This is a genomic window from Planomonospora alba (assembly GCF_039534085.1).
GTDB lineage: Bacteria > Actinomycetota > Actinomycetes > Streptosporangiales > Streptosporangiaceae > Planomonospora_B > Planomonospora_B alba.
The window spans coordinates 109,279-123,876 of the sequence record NZ_BAAAUT010000003.1; the positions used below are offsets into that span (position 1 = coordinate 109,279).

Annotated in this window: 14 protein-coding genes; 8 read left to right on the forward strand and 6 right to left on the reverse strand. The window is 72.7% G+C overall.

Going from position 1 to position 14,598, the window contains the following annotated elements:
• Window positions 1-62: 62 nt before the first annotated feature.
• Genes ABD823_RS02595 through ABD823_RS02610 form a run of 4 tightly spaced genes read left to right on the forward strand, consistent with a single transcriptional unit; the run spans window position 63 to window position 3,688 of the window.
• A complete protein-coding gene (locus tag ABD823_RS02595) occupies window positions 63-1,427 on the forward strand; it encodes a phosphomannomutase/phosphoglucomutase (RefSeq protein WP_344855459.1) in 1,365 nt (454 codons plus the stop codon).
• Between the two features lie 3 nt (window positions 1,428-1,430).
• Complete coding sequence (locus tag ABD823_RS02600; protein WP_344855461.1) at window positions 1,431-1,604, forward strand: Trm112 family protein; 174 nt, start codon at window positions 1,431-1,433, stop codon at window positions 1,602-1,604.
• Window positions 1,601-2,707, forward strand: coding sequence for an SIS domain-containing protein (locus ABD823_RS02605; RefSeq protein WP_344855463.1), 1,107 nt, complete (start codon window positions 1,601-1,603; stop codon window positions 2,705-2,707). Before ABD823_RS02600 ends, ABD823_RS02605 begins: the two co-directional genes overlap by 4 nt.
• Window positions 2,708-2,749: 42 nt before the next feature.
• Window positions 2,750-3,688, forward strand: a complete 939-nt coding sequence (locus tag ABD823_RS02610; protein ID WP_344855465.1) for a cation diffusion facilitator family transporter — start codon at window positions 2,750-2,752, stop codon at window positions 3,686-3,688.
• A gap of 109 nt (window positions 3,689-3,797) precedes the next feature.
• Here ABD823_RS02610 and ABD823_RS02615 read toward each other — a convergent pair whose 3' ends face one another.
• From ABD823_RS02615 to ABD823_RS02625, 3 genes are read right to left on the reverse strand one after another with little or no spacing between them, the layout of a single operon-like run.
• The gene (locus ABD823_RS02615) at window positions 3,798-4,565 is read right to left on the reverse strand and encodes a response regulator (protein ID WP_344855467.1); all 768 of its coding nucleotides are present in this window, start codon (window positions 4,563-4,565) and stop codon (window positions 3,798-3,800) included.
• Entirely contained in the window at window positions 4,562-5,761 is a 1,200-nt protein-coding gene (locus tag ABD823_RS02620) for a sensor histidine kinase (RefSeq protein WP_344855469.1), read from the reverse strand. Before ABD823_RS02620 ends, ABD823_RS02615 begins: the two co-directional genes overlap by 4 nt.
• Window positions 5,762-5,803: 42 nt before the next feature.
• Window positions 5,804-6,139, reverse strand: coding sequence for a MerR family DNA-binding transcriptional regulator (locus ABD823_RS02625; protein WP_344855471.1), 336 nt, complete (start codon window positions 6,137-6,139; stop codon window positions 5,804-5,806).
• Window positions 6,140-6,241: 102 nt separating this feature from the next.
• On the opposite strand from ABD823_RS02625, the gene ahcY reads away from it, so the two are divergent.
• Together ahcY and ABD823_RS02635 are read left to right on the forward strand one after the other, a co-directional pair.
• Window positions 6,242-7,669: an adenosylhomocysteinase gene (gene ahcY, locus ABD823_RS02630; RefSeq protein WP_344855473.1), complete on the forward strand. Its 1,428-nt coding sequence runs from the start codon at window positions 6,242-6,244 to the stop codon at window positions 7,667-7,669.
• A gap of 94 nt (window positions 7,670-7,763) precedes the next feature.
• Window positions 7,764-9,005: an adenosylhomocysteinase gene (locus tag ABD823_RS02635; protein ID WP_344855475.1), complete on the forward strand. Its 1,242-nt coding sequence runs from the start codon at window positions 7,764-7,766 to the stop codon at window positions 9,003-9,005.
• Window positions 9,006-9,165: 160 nt separating this feature from the next.
• Here the strand turns inward: ABD823_RS02635 and ABD823_RS02640 are convergent, their stop codons facing one another.
• Window positions 9,166-9,798: a DUF305 domain-containing protein gene (locus ABD823_RS02640; RefSeq protein WP_344855477.1), complete on the reverse strand. Its 633-nt coding sequence runs from the start codon at window positions 9,796-9,798 to the stop codon at window positions 9,166-9,168.
• Between the two features lie 181 nt (window positions 9,799-9,979).
• Between ABD823_RS02640 and ABD823_RS02645 the strand changes: the two genes are divergently transcribed.
• On the forward strand, window positions 9,980-11,401 hold the full coding sequence (locus ABD823_RS02645; protein WP_344855479.1) for an LVIVD repeat-containing protein: 1,422 nt from the start codon (window positions 9,980-9,982) through the stop codon (window positions 11,399-11,401).
• A gap of 118 nt (window positions 11,402-11,519) precedes the next feature.
• Here ABD823_RS02645 and ABD823_RS02650 read toward each other — a convergent pair whose 3' ends face one another.
• The gene (locus ABD823_RS02650; protein ID WP_344855480.1) at window positions 11,520-12,473 is read right to left on the reverse strand and encodes an RDD family protein; all 954 of its coding nucleotides are present in this window, start codon (window positions 12,471-12,473) and stop codon (window positions 11,520-11,522) included.
• A 79-nt stretch (window positions 12,474-12,552) separates the two neighbouring features.
• On the opposite strand from ABD823_RS02650, the gene ABD823_RS02655 reads away from it, so the two are divergent.
• Window positions 12,553-13,545, forward strand: a complete 993-nt coding sequence (locus ABD823_RS02655) for a stage II sporulation protein M (protein ID WP_344855482.1) — start codon at window positions 12,553-12,555, stop codon at window positions 13,543-13,545.
• 114 nt (window positions 13,546-13,659) lie between these two features.
• Here the strand turns inward: ABD823_RS02655 and ABD823_RS02660 are convergent, their stop codons facing one another.
• Window positions 13,660-14,499 (reverse strand): alpha/beta fold hydrolase, encoded by an 840-nt coding sequence (locus ABD823_RS02660; protein WP_344855484.1) that lies wholly within the window; start codon window positions 14,497-14,499, stop codon window positions 13,660-13,662.
• Between the last annotated feature and the right edge of the window lie 99 nt (window positions 14,500-14,598).

The following is a 14,598-nucleotide window of genomic DNA, read 5'->3' on the forward strand; positions in this document are numbered from 1 at the left end:
CGGAGGGCCGCAGACCCCCTAGGCTGGGGACCAGCAGACATCACACAAGGGGCGGAGCTGGAGTGGGCGACCTCGCCAAGATCTTCAAGGCGTACGACGTGCGCGGTGTCGTGCCGGACGAGTTCGACGAGGAGACCGCGGAGGCGGTCGGGGCCGCGTTCGTGGAGGTGACCGGGGCCGGGAGACTCGTCGTGGCCCACGACATGCGCACCTCGTCCGAGCCGCTGGCCGGGGCGTTCGCCCGGGGGGCGGTCGCGCGGGGCGCCGACGTGGTCCACGCGGGCCTGGGCTCCACCGACCTGCTCTACTACGCCAGCGGCCACCTGGGGCTGCCCGGTGTCATGTTCACCGCCAGCCACAACCCCGCCCGCTACAACGGCATGAAGATGTGCCGGGCGGGCGCCGTGCCGATCGGCGGCGAGACCGGCCTGACCGAGATCCGCGACCGGGCCGCGAAGATCCTCGCGGCCGGCGGCCCCGGGGGCGGCGGCGCCGGGCGGGTGGTCCGCGACGACCTGCTGGAGGGCTACGCCCGGCACCTGCTGACGCTGGTGGACCTGTCCGGCGTCCGGCCGCTGAAGGTGGTCGTCGACGCGGGCAACGGCATGGCGGGGCACACGGTCCCGGAGGTGCTCGGCCGCCGGGCCGGGGCGCCGATCGAGCTGGTCCCCCTCTACTTCGAGCTGGACGGGACCTTCCCCAACCACGAGGCCAACCCGATCGAGCCGGAGAACCTCCGCGACCTGCAGAAGGCCGTGCTGGAGACCGGCGCCGACATCGGCCTGGCCTTCGACGGCGACGCCGACCGCTGCTGGGTGGTGGACGAGCGCGGGGAGTCGGTCTCCCCGTCCACGATCACCGGGCTGGTCGCCGCGCGCGAGCTGGCCAAGCACCCCGGCTCCGTGATCATCCACAATCTGATCACCTCGCGGAGCGTGCCCGAGATCGTCGCCGAGCACGGCGGCCGGCCGGTCCGCACCCGGGTGGGGCACTCCTTCATCAAGGCCGAGATGGCCCGGACCGGGGCGGTCTTCGGCGGCGAGCACTCCGCCCACTACTACTTCAGGGACTTCTGGTTCGCCGACTCCGGCATGCTGGCCGCGCTGCACGTGCTGGCCGCGCTGGGCGGGCAGGACCGGCCGCTGTCGGAGATGCTGGCGGCCTACACCCGATACGCCGCCTCCGGGGAGATCAACAGCACCGTCGCCGACCAGGCCGCCGCGGCCGAGCGCGTCCGCGCGGCCTTCGCGGGCCGCGACGGCGTCACCTTCGACGAACTGGACGGCCTGACCGTGTCCGGTCCCGGATGGTGGTTCAATCTTCGTCCGTCCAACACCGAGCCGCTGCTCCGGCTGAACGCCGAGGCGGCCGACGAGATGCAGATGGCAGCGATCAGGGACGAAGTCCTGGCTGTCGTGAGGAGCTGAAGCGTGAAGATCGACGACTGGCTGCTGGAGATCCTGGCCTGCCCGAACTGCAAGTCCCCGCTGCGGGCCGAGCCGGAGTCGGACGAGCTGTCCTGCACCTCCGCCGGCTGCGGGCTGGTCTACCCCGTCCGTGACGACATCCCCGTGCTCCTGGTGGACGAGGCGCGGAAGCCGTGAGCTGGGACGCCGCCCGGCTCGACGACCCCGGACGGCTGGAGGAGGCGGATCCGGCGGGCATGCTGCGCGCGGTGGCCTCCTCCGCGGCTCAGGTGCGGACCGCCTACCGCGCCGCCCGCGAGGCCGGGGTGGCCGCGCTGGCCGGTGACGGCCGCCCGCGGGCCATCGCGGTCGCGGGGATGGGCGGGTCGGGCATCGCCGGTGACGTCCTCGCCGCGGTCTGCGGGTACGGCGCGCCGCTGCCGATCGTGACCGTGCGCTCCCACCGGCTGCCCGGCTGGATCGGCCCGACGGACCTGGTCATCGCGGTGTCGTGCTCGGGGGCCACCGAGGAGACGCTCGCGGTGGCGACCGAGGCGGTGCGCCGCGGGTGCCGCCTGCTCGCGGTGGGCGGTCCCTCCTCGCCGCTGGAGGCGGTCGCCAGGCAGGCCAGGGCGCCGTTCGTGCCCGTCACCGTGGGCGGGCAGCCCCGCTCCGGCGTCTGGGCGCTCTCGGTCCCGCCGGTCGTCGCCGCGGCCGAGCTGGGCCTGGTCCGGGTGGACGAGGAGGTCTTCGAGGCGGTGGCGGGGCGGTTGGAGGAGATCGCGCACCGCTGCCGCCCGGCGAGCGAGTCGTTCATCAACCCGGGCAAGTCGGCGGCCATGGCGCTGGCCGAGACGGTGCCGATGATCTGGGGCTCCTCTCCGCTGGCCGCGGTGGCGGCCCACCGGTGGGCCTGCCAGCTCAACGAGAACGGCAAGTACCCGGCGATCTGGGGCGAGCTCCCGGAGGCGGGCCACAACCAGGTGATGGCTCTCGACGGCCCGCTCGCCGAGCGCGACATCTTCGCCGACGAGGCCGGGCGCTCGCTCCGGCTGGTCGTGCTCCGCGACACCGAGGAGCATCCGCAGGTGGCGCGGCGGCGCGAGGTGGCGCTCCGGCTGGCGCAGGACCGGAACGTGCCGGTCACCGAGATCGTCGCGGAGGGCGGACATCCGCTGGAGCGGCTGGCCTCCCTGATCGGGCTGGGCGATTACGCGAGCACCTATCTGGCACTGGGATACGGCATCGATCCGACCCCGGTATCCGTGATCACGGAGTTGAAGGCGAGAATCTCCCAATAGGATTGGCTGGCATTTTTTCCTGATATGTGAGTGGAGGCTGCCGTGAGTGCGGGCGGCGGTACAAAGGCGATCATTGCGGCGTTGGCCGCCAACCTGTCCATCGCGGCGGCCAAGTTCGTGGCGTTCGCGTTCACCGGCTCCTCGGCCATGCTCGCGGAGGGCATCCACTCGGTGGCCGACTCGGGCAACCAGGCGCTGCTGCTGGTCGGCGGGAAGCGGGCGGCCAGGGCGCGCACGCCGGAGCACCCCTTCGGCTACGGCCGGGAGCGCTACTTCTACGCCTTCGTGGTGGCGGTGGTGCTGTTCACCATCGGCGCGCTGTTCTCGCTCTACGAGGGCTGGCACAAGCTCAGCGCGCACGAGCCGCTCGAGTCCCCGCAGTGGGCCTTCGGCGTGCTGATCTTCGCGATCATCGCCGAGGCGTTCTCCTTCCGTACCGCGATCAAGGAGTCGAACGCGGTCCGCGGGAACCAGTCCTGGTGGGCGTTCATCCGCCGCTCGAAGTCTCCCGAGCTGCCGGTCATCGTCCTGGAGGACCTGGGCGCGCTGCTCGGCCTGATCTTCGCGCTCTTCGGCGTGACGATGGCCGTGGTGACCGGTGACCCGGTCTGGGACGCCATCGGCACCCTCATGATCGGCGCCCTGCTCGCGGTCATCGCGGTCATCCTGGCGTTCGAGACCAAGTCGCTGCTGATCGGCGAGGGCGCCGGCCCCGAGGTCGAGGCCCGCATCGCCGACGCCCTGGAGAGCACCCCCGAGGTGAGCCGGATCATCCACATGCGCACCCTCCACCTGGGCCCGGAGGAGATCCTGGTCGCCGCCAAGATCGCGGTGGAGAACGACGACACGGCCTCCGAGATCGCCAAGGGCATCGACGAGGCCGAGAAGCGCGTGCGCGCCGCCGTCCCGGAGGCGCGGGTCATCTACCTGGAGCCCGACCTGTACCGGGCGGACGCCGCGGCCGGCGGCCCCTCCGCCTGACCCGCCCCTTCCCCCGGCACGCGGACGCCGCGCCCCCGTCTTCCGGACCCCTTCCGGAGGCGGGCGGCACGGCGTCCGTTCTCGTTCCCGCGGCCGTCCGGTGCGCCCCTCAGCGGCCCGGTGAGACGAGGCCCGTCTCGTAGGCGTGGATCACGGCCTGGGTGCGGTCGCGCAGGCCGAGCTTGGCGAGCAGCCGGGCGACGTGGGTCTTCACGGTGTGCTCGGTGACCACGAGGGCGGCGGCGATCTCGGCGTTGGACAGGCCCCGGGCGATCAGGCGGAGCACCTCGGTCTCGCGCGGGGTGAGCGGTCCCGGTCCGGCTCCGAGCGGTCCCGGGCCGCTTTCCGGCCGCTGCCGCCGCCGCTGCCGGGAGAACTCCGCGATCAGCCGCCGGGTGATCTTCGGAGCGAGCAGGGCGTCGCCCCTGGCCACCGTGCGGACCGCCTCGGCCAGATCGTTCGCCCGGACGTCCTTGAGCAGGAACCCGCTCGCCCCCGCGGTGAGCGCGTCGTACACGTAGTCGTCCAGGTCGAACGTGGTGATCATGATGATCCTTGCCGGTCCGTCCGCCAGGATCCGGCGGGCCGCCTCGATGCCGTCCATCTTCGGCATCCGGATGTCGAGCAGGACGACGTCCGGGCGGGTCTCCCGCGCCAGCCGTACGGCCTCCGCGCCGTCGCCCGCGGCGCCCACCACGGCGAGGTCGGGCTGGGCGTCGAGCACCGCGGTGAAGCCCCGCAGCACGACCGGCTGGTCGTCGGCGACGAGCACCCGGACCGGGCCGCTGCGGGCGTGCGGGGCGGGATCCGCCCCAGGGGCGGTCGCGGTGTCCGCCGGGGGCCCGTCCCGGTGCCGGGAGGAGGGGGAGGCGGTCATTCCAGCGGGAGCCCGATCCGGATCAGGAAGCCGCCGTTCGGGCCGGCGCCGGCGGTGAACCAGCCGCCGAGCGCCAGGGCGCGCTCGCGCATGCCGACCAGTCCGTGCCCGCCGGAGTCCTCGGCTGCGGGGCCGGGACCGTCGTCGGCGATCCGCAGCGCCAGCAGGGCGGGGCGGTAGGCGATCTCGATCGAGACCCGCGCGCCCGGCGCGTGCACGCGGGCGTTGGTCAGCGCCTCCTGGACGATCCGGTAGGCGGAGACGTCCACCGCCTGCGGGAGCGGGACAGGCTCCCCGACCACGTCCAGGTCCACCTCGCCGCCGTGCTGCCCGATCAGCTCGGGCAGGCGCTGCAGCCCCGGCTGGGGCGCGGTCTCCGGCCCGGTGGGGACGTCGGCGCGCAGCACGCCGAGCAGGCGGCGCATCTCGGTGAGCGTGTTGCGGGCGCTCGAGGCGATCTCCGCGAACTCCTGCTTCGCCCGGTCGTCGAGGTCGGGGATCGTGTAGGGGGCGGTCTCGGCCTGGACGGCCACCATGGAGATCGAGTGGGCCACGATGTCGTGCATCTCCCGGGCGATCCTGGCCCGCTCGGCGGCGGCCGCCTGCACCGCCGCCTGCTCCCGCAGGGCCTCCAGGCCGTCGGCCCGGACCTCCTCGATCTCCGTGCGGCTGCGCCGTACGTCGGACAGGAGCGCGGTGGCGAGCACCGCGCCCAGCAGGGCCGTGAAGAGGAGGAGGGCGTCGCCGCCGAGCGGGGAGTACCCGGAGAAGGGGGCGGGCAGGGAGGAGAGGGGGCCGAGGACCCCCACGGCGGCGAGCAGCCCGCCGACGCAGGCCGTGAGCGCCCACGCGGCAGGACGGCGGAGCACGCGGAGGACCGTGTAGAAGGAGAGCAGCCCCGACAGGCCGATCGAGATCGGGGGCGGGAACAGCGTCCCGGTGAGCGCCAGTCCCACGGCGCCGAAGAAGGTGAGGATGACGGCGAGCCACGGCTGGGAGCGGCGGATCGCCAGGGGGGCGGTGGCCAGCAGGGCGGCCCCGGTGGGCAGGATCCCCTCGCGTGCGACCTCCAGGAACGCGAGCAAGGCGAGGGCGCCGGCCGCGGCGAGATCGGCGAGCGGTGAGGCCAGGGCCCGCCTGACGTCGAAGGCGGCCACCCGTTCCTCCGCTCTGACCAGTTTGGCGGTGATGTCCATGGTGGGCGATTCTTCCGGCCGGCGTGCCGCGTGTCGTCAATCTCAGGAGCGACCTTGCAGCAGGCGCAGGGCCTTCTCCTTCTCGAAGTCCAGGGCCCGGCGCGGGGCCTGCAGCCGTCCGATCCGCAGCCCGAACTCCCGTACGGCCTGCGCCACGGCGGGCTCGGCCAGCACCCGCAGCGCGAAGGCCAGCTCGCCCGGGGAGACGTCGAACCGCTTCTCCAGCTCCACGCCCTGCGCCACGGCGGACAGCTCCTCCGGGCCGAAGCGCCGGTGCGCGCCCCGCTCCCTGACCGGCGGGAGCAGGCCCAGCGCCTCGCGGTAGCGGAGCATCCGGGGGGACATGCCCAGTCGCCGGGCGGCCTCGGTGATTCGCATCTTGACAATCTTATGTCAGTTTCGGGCCGGACGGTGTGCATCCGGTGAGCGGGCGCGTCTACACTCGCAGGCGTCGACTATCCGCAGAGGGGTAAACAGCACATGGACTTCAAGGTCGCCGACCTCTCCCTCGCCGCCTTCGGGCGCAGGGAGATCCAGCTCGCCGAGCACGAGATGCCCGGTCTGATGGCCGTCCGCAAGGAGTACGCCCAGAGCAAGCCGCTGGCCGGCGCCAAGATCATGGGCTCGCTGCACATGACCATCCAGACCGCCGTGCTCATCGAGACGCTGGTCGCGCTCGGCGCCGAGGTCCGCTGGGTCAGCTGCAACATCTTCTCCACCCAGGACCACGCCGCCGCGGCCGTCGTCGTCGGCCCCGACGGCACCGTCGACGACCCCAAGGGCGTTCCGGTCTTCGCCTGGAAGGGCGAGACCCTGGAGGAGTACTGGTGGTGCACCGAGCAGGCCCTCACCTGGCCCGGCGGCGACGGCCCCAACATGATCCTCGACGACGGCGGCGACGCCACCCTGCTCGTGCACAAGGGCGCCGAGTACGAGAAGGCGGGTGCCGTGCCCAGCGCCGCCGAGGACGACCCGGAGGAGTGGAAGATCATCCTTGATCTGCTCCGCCGCACCGTCTCCGACGAGAAGAAGTGGACCACGATCGCCTCGCGGATCAAGGGCGTCACCGAGGAGACGACCACCGGCGTCCACCGCCTCTACGAGATGTACAAGGCCGGCACGCTGCTCTTCCCGGCGATCAACGTCAACGACTCGGTGACCAAGTCGAAGTTCGACAACAAGTACGGCTGCCGCCACTCCGTCATCGACGGCCTCAACCGCGCCACCGACGTGCTGATCGGCGGCAAGGTCGCGGTCGTCTGCGGCTACGGCGACGTCGGCAAGGGCTGCGCCGACGCGCTGCGCGGCCAGGGCGCCCGCGTGATCGTCACCGAGATCGACCCGATCTGCGCGCTCCAGGCGGCCATGGACGGCTTCCAGGTCACCGTGCTGGAGGACGTCGTCGAGACCGCCGACATCTTCGTCACCACGACCGGCAACTTCAACATCATCACGGCCGAGCACATGGCCCGGATGAAGCACAACGCGATCGTCTCCAACATCGGCCACTTCGACAACGAGATCGACATGGCCGGGCTGGCGAAGATCCCCGGCATCGTGAAGCAGGAGGTCAAGCCGCAGGTCCACACCTGGACCTTCCCCGACGGCCACTCCATCATCGTGCTCGCCGAGGGCCGCCTGATGAACCTGGGCTGCGCCACCGGCCACCCCTCGTTCGTCATGTCCAACTCGTTCACCAACCAGGTGATCGCCCAGATCGAGCTCTTCACCAAGACCGAGGAGTACCCGATCGGCGTCTACGTGCTGCCCAAGCACCTCGACGAGAAGGTCGCCCGCCTCCACCTCGACGCCCTGGGCGTCAAGCTCACCCAGCTGACCAAGGCCCAGGCCGACTACATCGGCGTGCCGGTCGAGGGCCCCTACAAGCCCGACCACTACCGCTACTAGACCCCTCGCGGTCCGCGCCGCGGGCCACGAGGACGGCTCCATCCGGGCCCCCGCGACGGTCGCGGGGGCCCTCGGGCTACCAGGGGAGAGTGACGTGGACAGGGCGCTGGCGGAGGCCGGGGAGCGGCGGATCGGCTGGGCGGCGCGGGCGATGCCGGTGCTGACCGCGCTCGGGGAGCGCTTCGCGGCGGAGCGCCCGCTGGAGGGCTGGCGGATCGCCGCGTGCCTGCACGTCACCGCCGAGACCGCGGTGCTGGTGGGGGCGCTGCGGGCCGGCGGCGCCGAGATCGCGCTGGCCGCCTCCAACCCGCTGTCCACCCAGGACGACGTCGCGCAGGCGCTGGGCGAGTACGGCATCGCGGTCCACGCGCGGGCCGGGGTGGACCGGGAGACCTACTACCGGCACATCCACCGGGCGCTCGACATCGCCCCCGGGCTCGTCCTCGACGACGGCTGCGACCTGGTGAACACCCTGCACACCGAGCGGACCGAGCTGCTCGACGGGGTCCGCGGCGGCTGCGAGGAGACCACGACCGGGATCATCCGCCTGCGGCAGATGACCGCGGAGGCGGCTCTGCGCTTCCCGGTGGTCGCGGTCAACGACACCCGGACCAAGCGGATGTTCGACAACCGGTACGGCACCGGCCAGTCCACCGTCGACGGCATCATGCGGGCCACCAACACCCTGCTGGCGGGCAAGACCGTGGTGGTCGCCGGCTTCGGCTACTGCGGCCGGGGCGTGGCCGAGCGGGCCCGGGGCCTCGGCGCGCGGGTGGTGGTCACCGAGATCGACCCGGTCAAGGCGCTGGACGCCTCGCTGCAGGGCTACGAGGTGCGGCCGATGGCCGCCGCGGCGCGGGAGGGGGACGTGTTCGTCACGGTCACCGGGAACCGCGACGTGATCAGGGGCGAGCACCTGGCCGTGATGAAGGACGGCGCGATCCTGGCCAACGCGGGCCACTTCGACGTCGAGATCGACGTGCGGGCCCTGGACGAGCTGGCGCAGGCCGTACACCGGGGGGTGCGGGCGAACACCGACGAGTACGTCCTCGCCGACGGCCGCCGCCTGCTGCTGCTCGCCGAGGGCCGCCTGGTCAACCTCACGGCCGCGGAGGGGCATCCGGCGGCCGTCATGGACATGTCCTTCTCCGCGCAGGCGCTCGCGCTCGCCTGGCTGGTCCGGGAGCACGCGCTGCTGGCGCCCGGCGTCTACGACGTGCCCGAGGAGGTCGACGTGGAGGTCGCGCGGCTCAAGCTGGCCGCAGCGGGCATCGAGGTGGACGAGCTGACGGCCGAGCAGGAGCGGTACCTGCACTCCTGGCGGAGCGGCTCGTAGCCGTGCCCGCCGCGGGACCGGCCGGGGCGCGCGGGCCACGGCCCGGCAACGGGCGCGGCCAGGTCCCGGGAACGCGCGCGTGGGCCGTGCGGACAGGCGTGGGCCCGCCGGCCGGGGCGGGGGTGGCGCGGAGGGGCGGGCGCTCGTCCCGCCGGGGCCGTCACCCGGCCTGCAGCTCCCGCATGCGGCGGATCTCCGCGCTCTGGGTCGCGATCACGTCGGTGGCGAGCTCCTCGATCCTGATGTGCGACCCGCCGGTCAGCACCTGCTCGGACATCGTGAGCGCGCCCTGGTGGTGGGCGATCATGAGCTGGAGGAAGAGCCGGTCGAACTCCTCGCCGGAGGCGGCCTTCAGGGCCTCCAGCTGCTCCGGCGTGGCCATGCCCGGCATGCCGTCGTGGCGGGCGTGGTGGTCGGGGACCCGCTGCCCCTGCTGCTGGAGCCAGGAGGTCATGAACTGGATCTCCGGCTTCTGGGCGTCCTCGATGCGCGAGGCCAGGCCCTTCAGCGTGGCCGAGCGGGCGCGGGCCGGGGCCAGCGCCGCCATGTCGATCGCCTGCCGGTGGTGGACGATCATGTCCTGGACGTACGTCACGTCCGCGGCGTTGGCGGTCGGGGAGGGCACGAGCGTGGCGGCCTCGTCCGGGCCGACCGTCCGGGCGGCCTCGCCGGGTCTGCCGGGCACGATGACCGGGGCGGTCGGGCCGGCCGCGCGCGGCTCGGACGGCTCGTCGCCGCTGCAGGCGGTGAGGGAAAGGGTCAGGGCGGCCAGAAGGGCGAGCGCGGCGCGCACCCGTTCTCCTCTCGGAATGGGCTCGTGGCGGAAGACTCTAGTCGCGCTCCGGCTCACCAGTAAAGACGGCAAGTCGGAAATATCTACTGACACTGTGACACCTTGTACGGCCGACCGTTCGGGATGAACGATTCAGTCATTTATGCGCCCCTTATGGGGAGCGTGGCAAGGAGGTTCACGAGTGTTCACCCCCTACGGAAGACGCCTCACCCGGCGCCTCCTGATCGCGACCGGGGTCGCCGCGCTGACCGCGCTGTCCACGGTGCCCGCCCAGGCGGCCGACATCCCGGCGCCCGGCGAGATCGTCAAGAGCTCCAACATCGAGCACGTCCTCAACGTGCCGAAGCCGGCGGAGCTGACGGACATCCACACCGACATGGCCTTCCAGGGCGACTACGCCTACGTCGGCAACTACAGCGGCTTCTCCATCTACGACATCCGCAAGCCGAAGAAGGCGTCCCTGGTCAGCTCGGTCGTCTGCCCCGGCGGGCAGATGGACGTGTCGGTCTACGGGAACCTGCTCTTCGGCGCGGTCGACTCCTCCCGCAGCGACGACTCCTGCAACAGCACCGGCCAGCCGGCGTCGGTGAAGGAGTCCTGGGAGGGCATCCGGATCTTCGACATCAGCGACAAGCGGAACCCCAAGTACATCAAGGCGGTCGAGACCAACTGCGGCTCGCACACGCTGACCCTGGTGCCGGGCAAGGGCCGCGACCGGCGGAACGTCTACGTCTACGTCTCCTCCTACAGCCCCTCGGCCAGCTTCCCGGACTGCCAGCCGCCGCACGACCTGATCTCGATCATCAAGGTGCCGCTGCACAGGCCGGCCGAGGCCGCGGTCGTCGCCACGCCGAACCTCTTCCCCGACGGCGGCAACCCCGGTGAGAACCTGCCGTACCCGGAGCGCACGTCGGCCACCACCGGCTGCCACGACATCACGGCCTACCCGGAGAAGGACATCGCCGCCGGAGCCTGCATGGGCGAAGGCATCCTGATGGACATCTCCGACCCGGTGAACCCCAAGGTCACCCAGACGGTCCGCGACGACGAGAACTTCGCCTTCTGGCACTCGGCGACCTTCAACAACGCGGGCACCAAGGTCGTCTTCACCGACGAGCTCGGCGGCGGCACCCAGGCCACCTGCAACGAGGCCATCGGCCCCAACCGCGGCGCCAACGCCTACTTCGACCTCGTCCACGGCAAGCTCGTCTTCAAGAGCTACTTCAAGATCGCCCGCCACCAGGCCGACACCGAGAACTGCGTCGCCCACAACGGCTCGCTGATCCCGGTCAAGGGCAAGGACATCATGGTCCAGGCCTGGTACCAGGGCGGCATCTCGGTCGTGGACTTCACCGACTCGGCCAACCCCAGGGAGATCGCCTTCTTCGAGCGCGGCCCCGACGACACCGCTCCGGCGCTGAGCGGCGGCTTCTGGTCCGCCTACTACTACAACGGCCACATCTACGGCAGCGACTTCAACCTCGGCCTCGACATCCTGAAGATCAACGACCCGCGGACGAGGTCGGCCGAGGGCGTCAGGTCCGACATCCTGAACGCGCAGACCCAGCAGTCCTACCGCGACCGCGGGCACGGGCACCACTGACCACCGGCCGGTGAGCGGTTCACGGCCGCGGCCGTGACCGATCGCCCCTGACCGCCTCCCATCGCCTCCGAGGGGGCGGCGGACTCCCGCCGCCCCCTCGGTGCGCGTCCGGCAGACGTCAGGCCGGCGGGCGCGGGCCGCCCGCCGGCCCCGTGGACACGGCGGCGGGGTGCGGTCCTGCGGATGCGGGCCCGGGCACGGCGGGATGCGGCCCTGCGGGCGCTGCGGTGGAGGAAACGGCGGTGTACGGCGCGGCGGTGTGCACCGGCGCCAGGTGCGGCGCCGCGTACGGCGGGACCTGCTGGGCGGAGGCCCGCCGGGCCTCCGCCCGCCGCGTCAGCCGCTCCAGGTGCCGGCGGCGCCGCTCGGCCAGGACCGCCGAGAGGTAGGCGTACGGCGGCACGCCGGGCGGCGGAGGCGGGGAGACGAAGGCCGCGGTCTGCGCCGCGATGCGCGTGCCCATCTCCTGCTGGACGGCCGGGGACAGCTCGGGCAGGCGGGCGAGGTACTGCCGGGCGGTGTGGATCAGATCCTCGGGCAGCCGGGACAGCTCGATCCTCGCCGCCCACGCGGCCAGCAGGGGCGGCATCTCCGGAGGCGGCGCGGTGCGCCGCGGACCGCGCTCGGAGATCACCATCGTCCCGGCGAAGACGTCGCCGAGCCGCTTGCCCTTCGCCGACAGCAGCGAGCTGATGACGGCCGGGCCGCCGGTGAGCAGGTAGATCTCGACGAAGCCGGCCAGGGCGCGGAAGAGCGACTGGCGGAACATCACGGGGCCGCCGTCCTCGCTCACCACCCGCAGGCCGAGGGCGAGCTTGCCCAGGCTCCGCCCCCGGGTCAGCGTCTCCGCCAGCACGGGGTATCCCACGAAGACCAGCACGATGAACAGGATCGTGAGCGCCGTGGCCAGCGAGTCGTCCGTGACGGTGGCGGTGCGCGCGACCAGGAGCAGGACGCCGATCACCGTCGCGGCCTGCACGGCGAGGTCGACCAGGAGGGCGGCGGCCCGGATCGGGAGCTGTGCGGGCGAGACGTCCAGGACGACGGCGTCACCGGTTACCAGATCGGACACGACTCGACCCTACCGCCCGCGGTCCCGTGCGGCTCCGCCGCGTCGCGGCCCGCCTCCTGCGCCGAATAGGCTCCCGTCTGTGGACATCGACGCCTTCGTTACCGTGCACCAGCCGACCTGGGACCGCCTGGACGAGCTGGTGCGGCGGCGCCGGTCCCTCGACGGCGCGGAGGTCGACGAGCTGGTCGAGCTCTACGAGCGGGTCTCGACGCACCTGTCCATCGTGCGCTCGTCCTCGCGCGACGCGCTGCTGATCGGGCGGCTGTCGTCCCTGGTCGCCCGGGCCCGCTCGGCCGTCACCGGGGCGCACGCCCCGGCCTGGCGGGAGTTCGCCCGGTTCTGGACGGTCTCCTTCCCGGTCGTCGCCTACCGTGCCTGGCGCTGGTGGCTGGGGGCCGCGCTCGCCTCCACGGCGGTCGCCGTGGTCGTCGGCGCGTGGGTGGCGGGCAACCCCGAGGTGCAGGCGGCGATCGGGACCCCGGAGGAGATCCGGCAGCTCGTCGAGCACGACTTCGCCGACTACTACAGCGCGAACCCCGCGGGCTCATTCGCCGCGCACGTGTGGATCAACAACGCCTGGGTGGCGGCGCAGTGCATCGCGTTCTCGATCCTGCTGGGCGTGCCGATCCTGTACGTCCTGTGGCAGAACGCGCTCAACGTCGGGCTCACCGGCGGCCTCATGGCCGCGGCGGGCAAGAGCGACGTCTTCTTCGGCCTGATCACCCCGCACGGGCTGCTGGAGCTCACCGCGGTCTTCCTGGCGGCGGGGGCGGGCATGAAGCTGGGCTGGACCGCGATCGACCCCGGGCCGCGCCCGCGCGGGCAGGCGCTGGCCGAGCAGGGCCGCGCGATCGTGAGCGTCGCGCTGGGCCTGGTCGCCGTGCTGTTCCTGTCGGGCCTGATCGAGGCGCTGGTCACGCCCTCCCCGCTGCCCACGTGGGCGCGGATCGGCATCGGTGTGCTCGCCGAGGCGGCCTTCCTCGGCTACGTGGTGTACTTCGGCCGCCGGGCCGTACGGGAGGGCGAGAGCGGCGACGTCGAGCGGCCCCCGGACGTCGCCCCGGCGGCCTGACGCCCCGCGAGGAGGCCCGGTGGCAGCCTGACGTTCCTCCCGGGCCTGTCCGCCTCCCGCTTTCCCGACCTGTCCGCCGCCCGCGCCGGTCCGGCCTTTCCGCCCGCACCGCGATCAGCTCATGAACGCGACCGTCGTCTCCACGAACCGGCGGGGGTCGTCGAGCCAGGGGAAGTGCCCGGCGCCCGGCTGCACGGCCAGCTCGGACGCGGGGAACAGGCCGGCGTACTCGGCGGCGCGCTGCGGAGGGAGGGCGACGTCGTACTCGCCCGCGACGAGCAGGACCCGCGCCGGAAGCCGGGCGAGGGCGGCCCTGACGACGTGCGGATCGGGGGCACCGGCCGAGTAGTAGACGGCTGCCGCCTCCGCGTTCCGCTGATCCGTTCCGAGGGCGTGGTGGGCCTGGCCGGCGGCGTCCCACCGGCCGTAGGTGAACGGTGCGATCGCCTCCGCGTCGGCGGCCGTGGCGCGGCCCGCCCAGATCCGCTCGAACGCCGCGAAGGCGTCCGGGAACCAGGGCTCACCCCGCCGCAGTTCCGCGACCCGTCGGCGGTCCAGATCGGTGATCTCCAAGCCGACCACCCGCGGGCTGGGATTGATCAGCACGAGACGGCCGACGCGGTCGGGATGCCGGGCGGCGTACAGGAGGGCGACGGCCGCGCCGGCCGAGTGCCCGGCCAGGTCGAGGCGGTCCAGCCCGAGGTGCAGGCGGAGCGCCTCGACGTCCTCGACCTGCCGGTCGCACCGGTAGCCCGCCGGATCCACCGGGACGGCGGACCCTCCGGTCCCGCGCGGGTCCAGCAGGACCAGCGGGTGGCGCGCGGGCAGCCCGCCCAGGTCGCCGAGGTAGACCGAGGACTGCATGGGACCGCCGGGGAAGCAGATCAGCGGGTGTCCGTCGCCGGCTCGGCGGTACGCGAGCCGCGTGCCGTCCGCGCTCTCGAAGAGTGTCATTCGGGGATCATATGCGCGCAGATCGTCAGGACCCCGGGGACGAGACATCCGCCGTGGCGGCACCGCGCGAATCCGAGGTGCGCCTCCGATGAAGGGCCG

Bases quoted from the DNA above. Each gene is read 5' to 3' on its own strand.
- ABD823_RS02615 (WP_344855467.1), bottom strand. From the start codon at position 4,565: ATGACCGCCTCCCCCTCCTCCCGGCACCGGGACGGGCCCCCGGCGGAC.
- ABD823_RS02620 (WP_344855469.1), bottom strand. From the start codon at position 5,761: ATGGACATCACCGCCAAACTGGTCAGAGCGGAGGAACGGGTGGCCGCC.
- ABD823_RS02625 (WP_344855471.1), bottom strand. From the start codon at position 6,139: ATGCGAATCACCGAGGCCGCCCGGCGACTGGGCATGTCCCCCCGGATG.
- ahcY (WP_344855473.1), top strand. From the start codon at position 6,242: ATGGACTTCAAGGTCGCCGACCTCTCCCTCGCCGCCTTCGGGCGCAGG.
- ABD823_RS02660 (WP_344855484.1), bottom strand. From the start codon at position 14,499: ATGACACTCTTCGAGAGCGCGGACGGCACGCGGCTCGCGTACCGCCGA.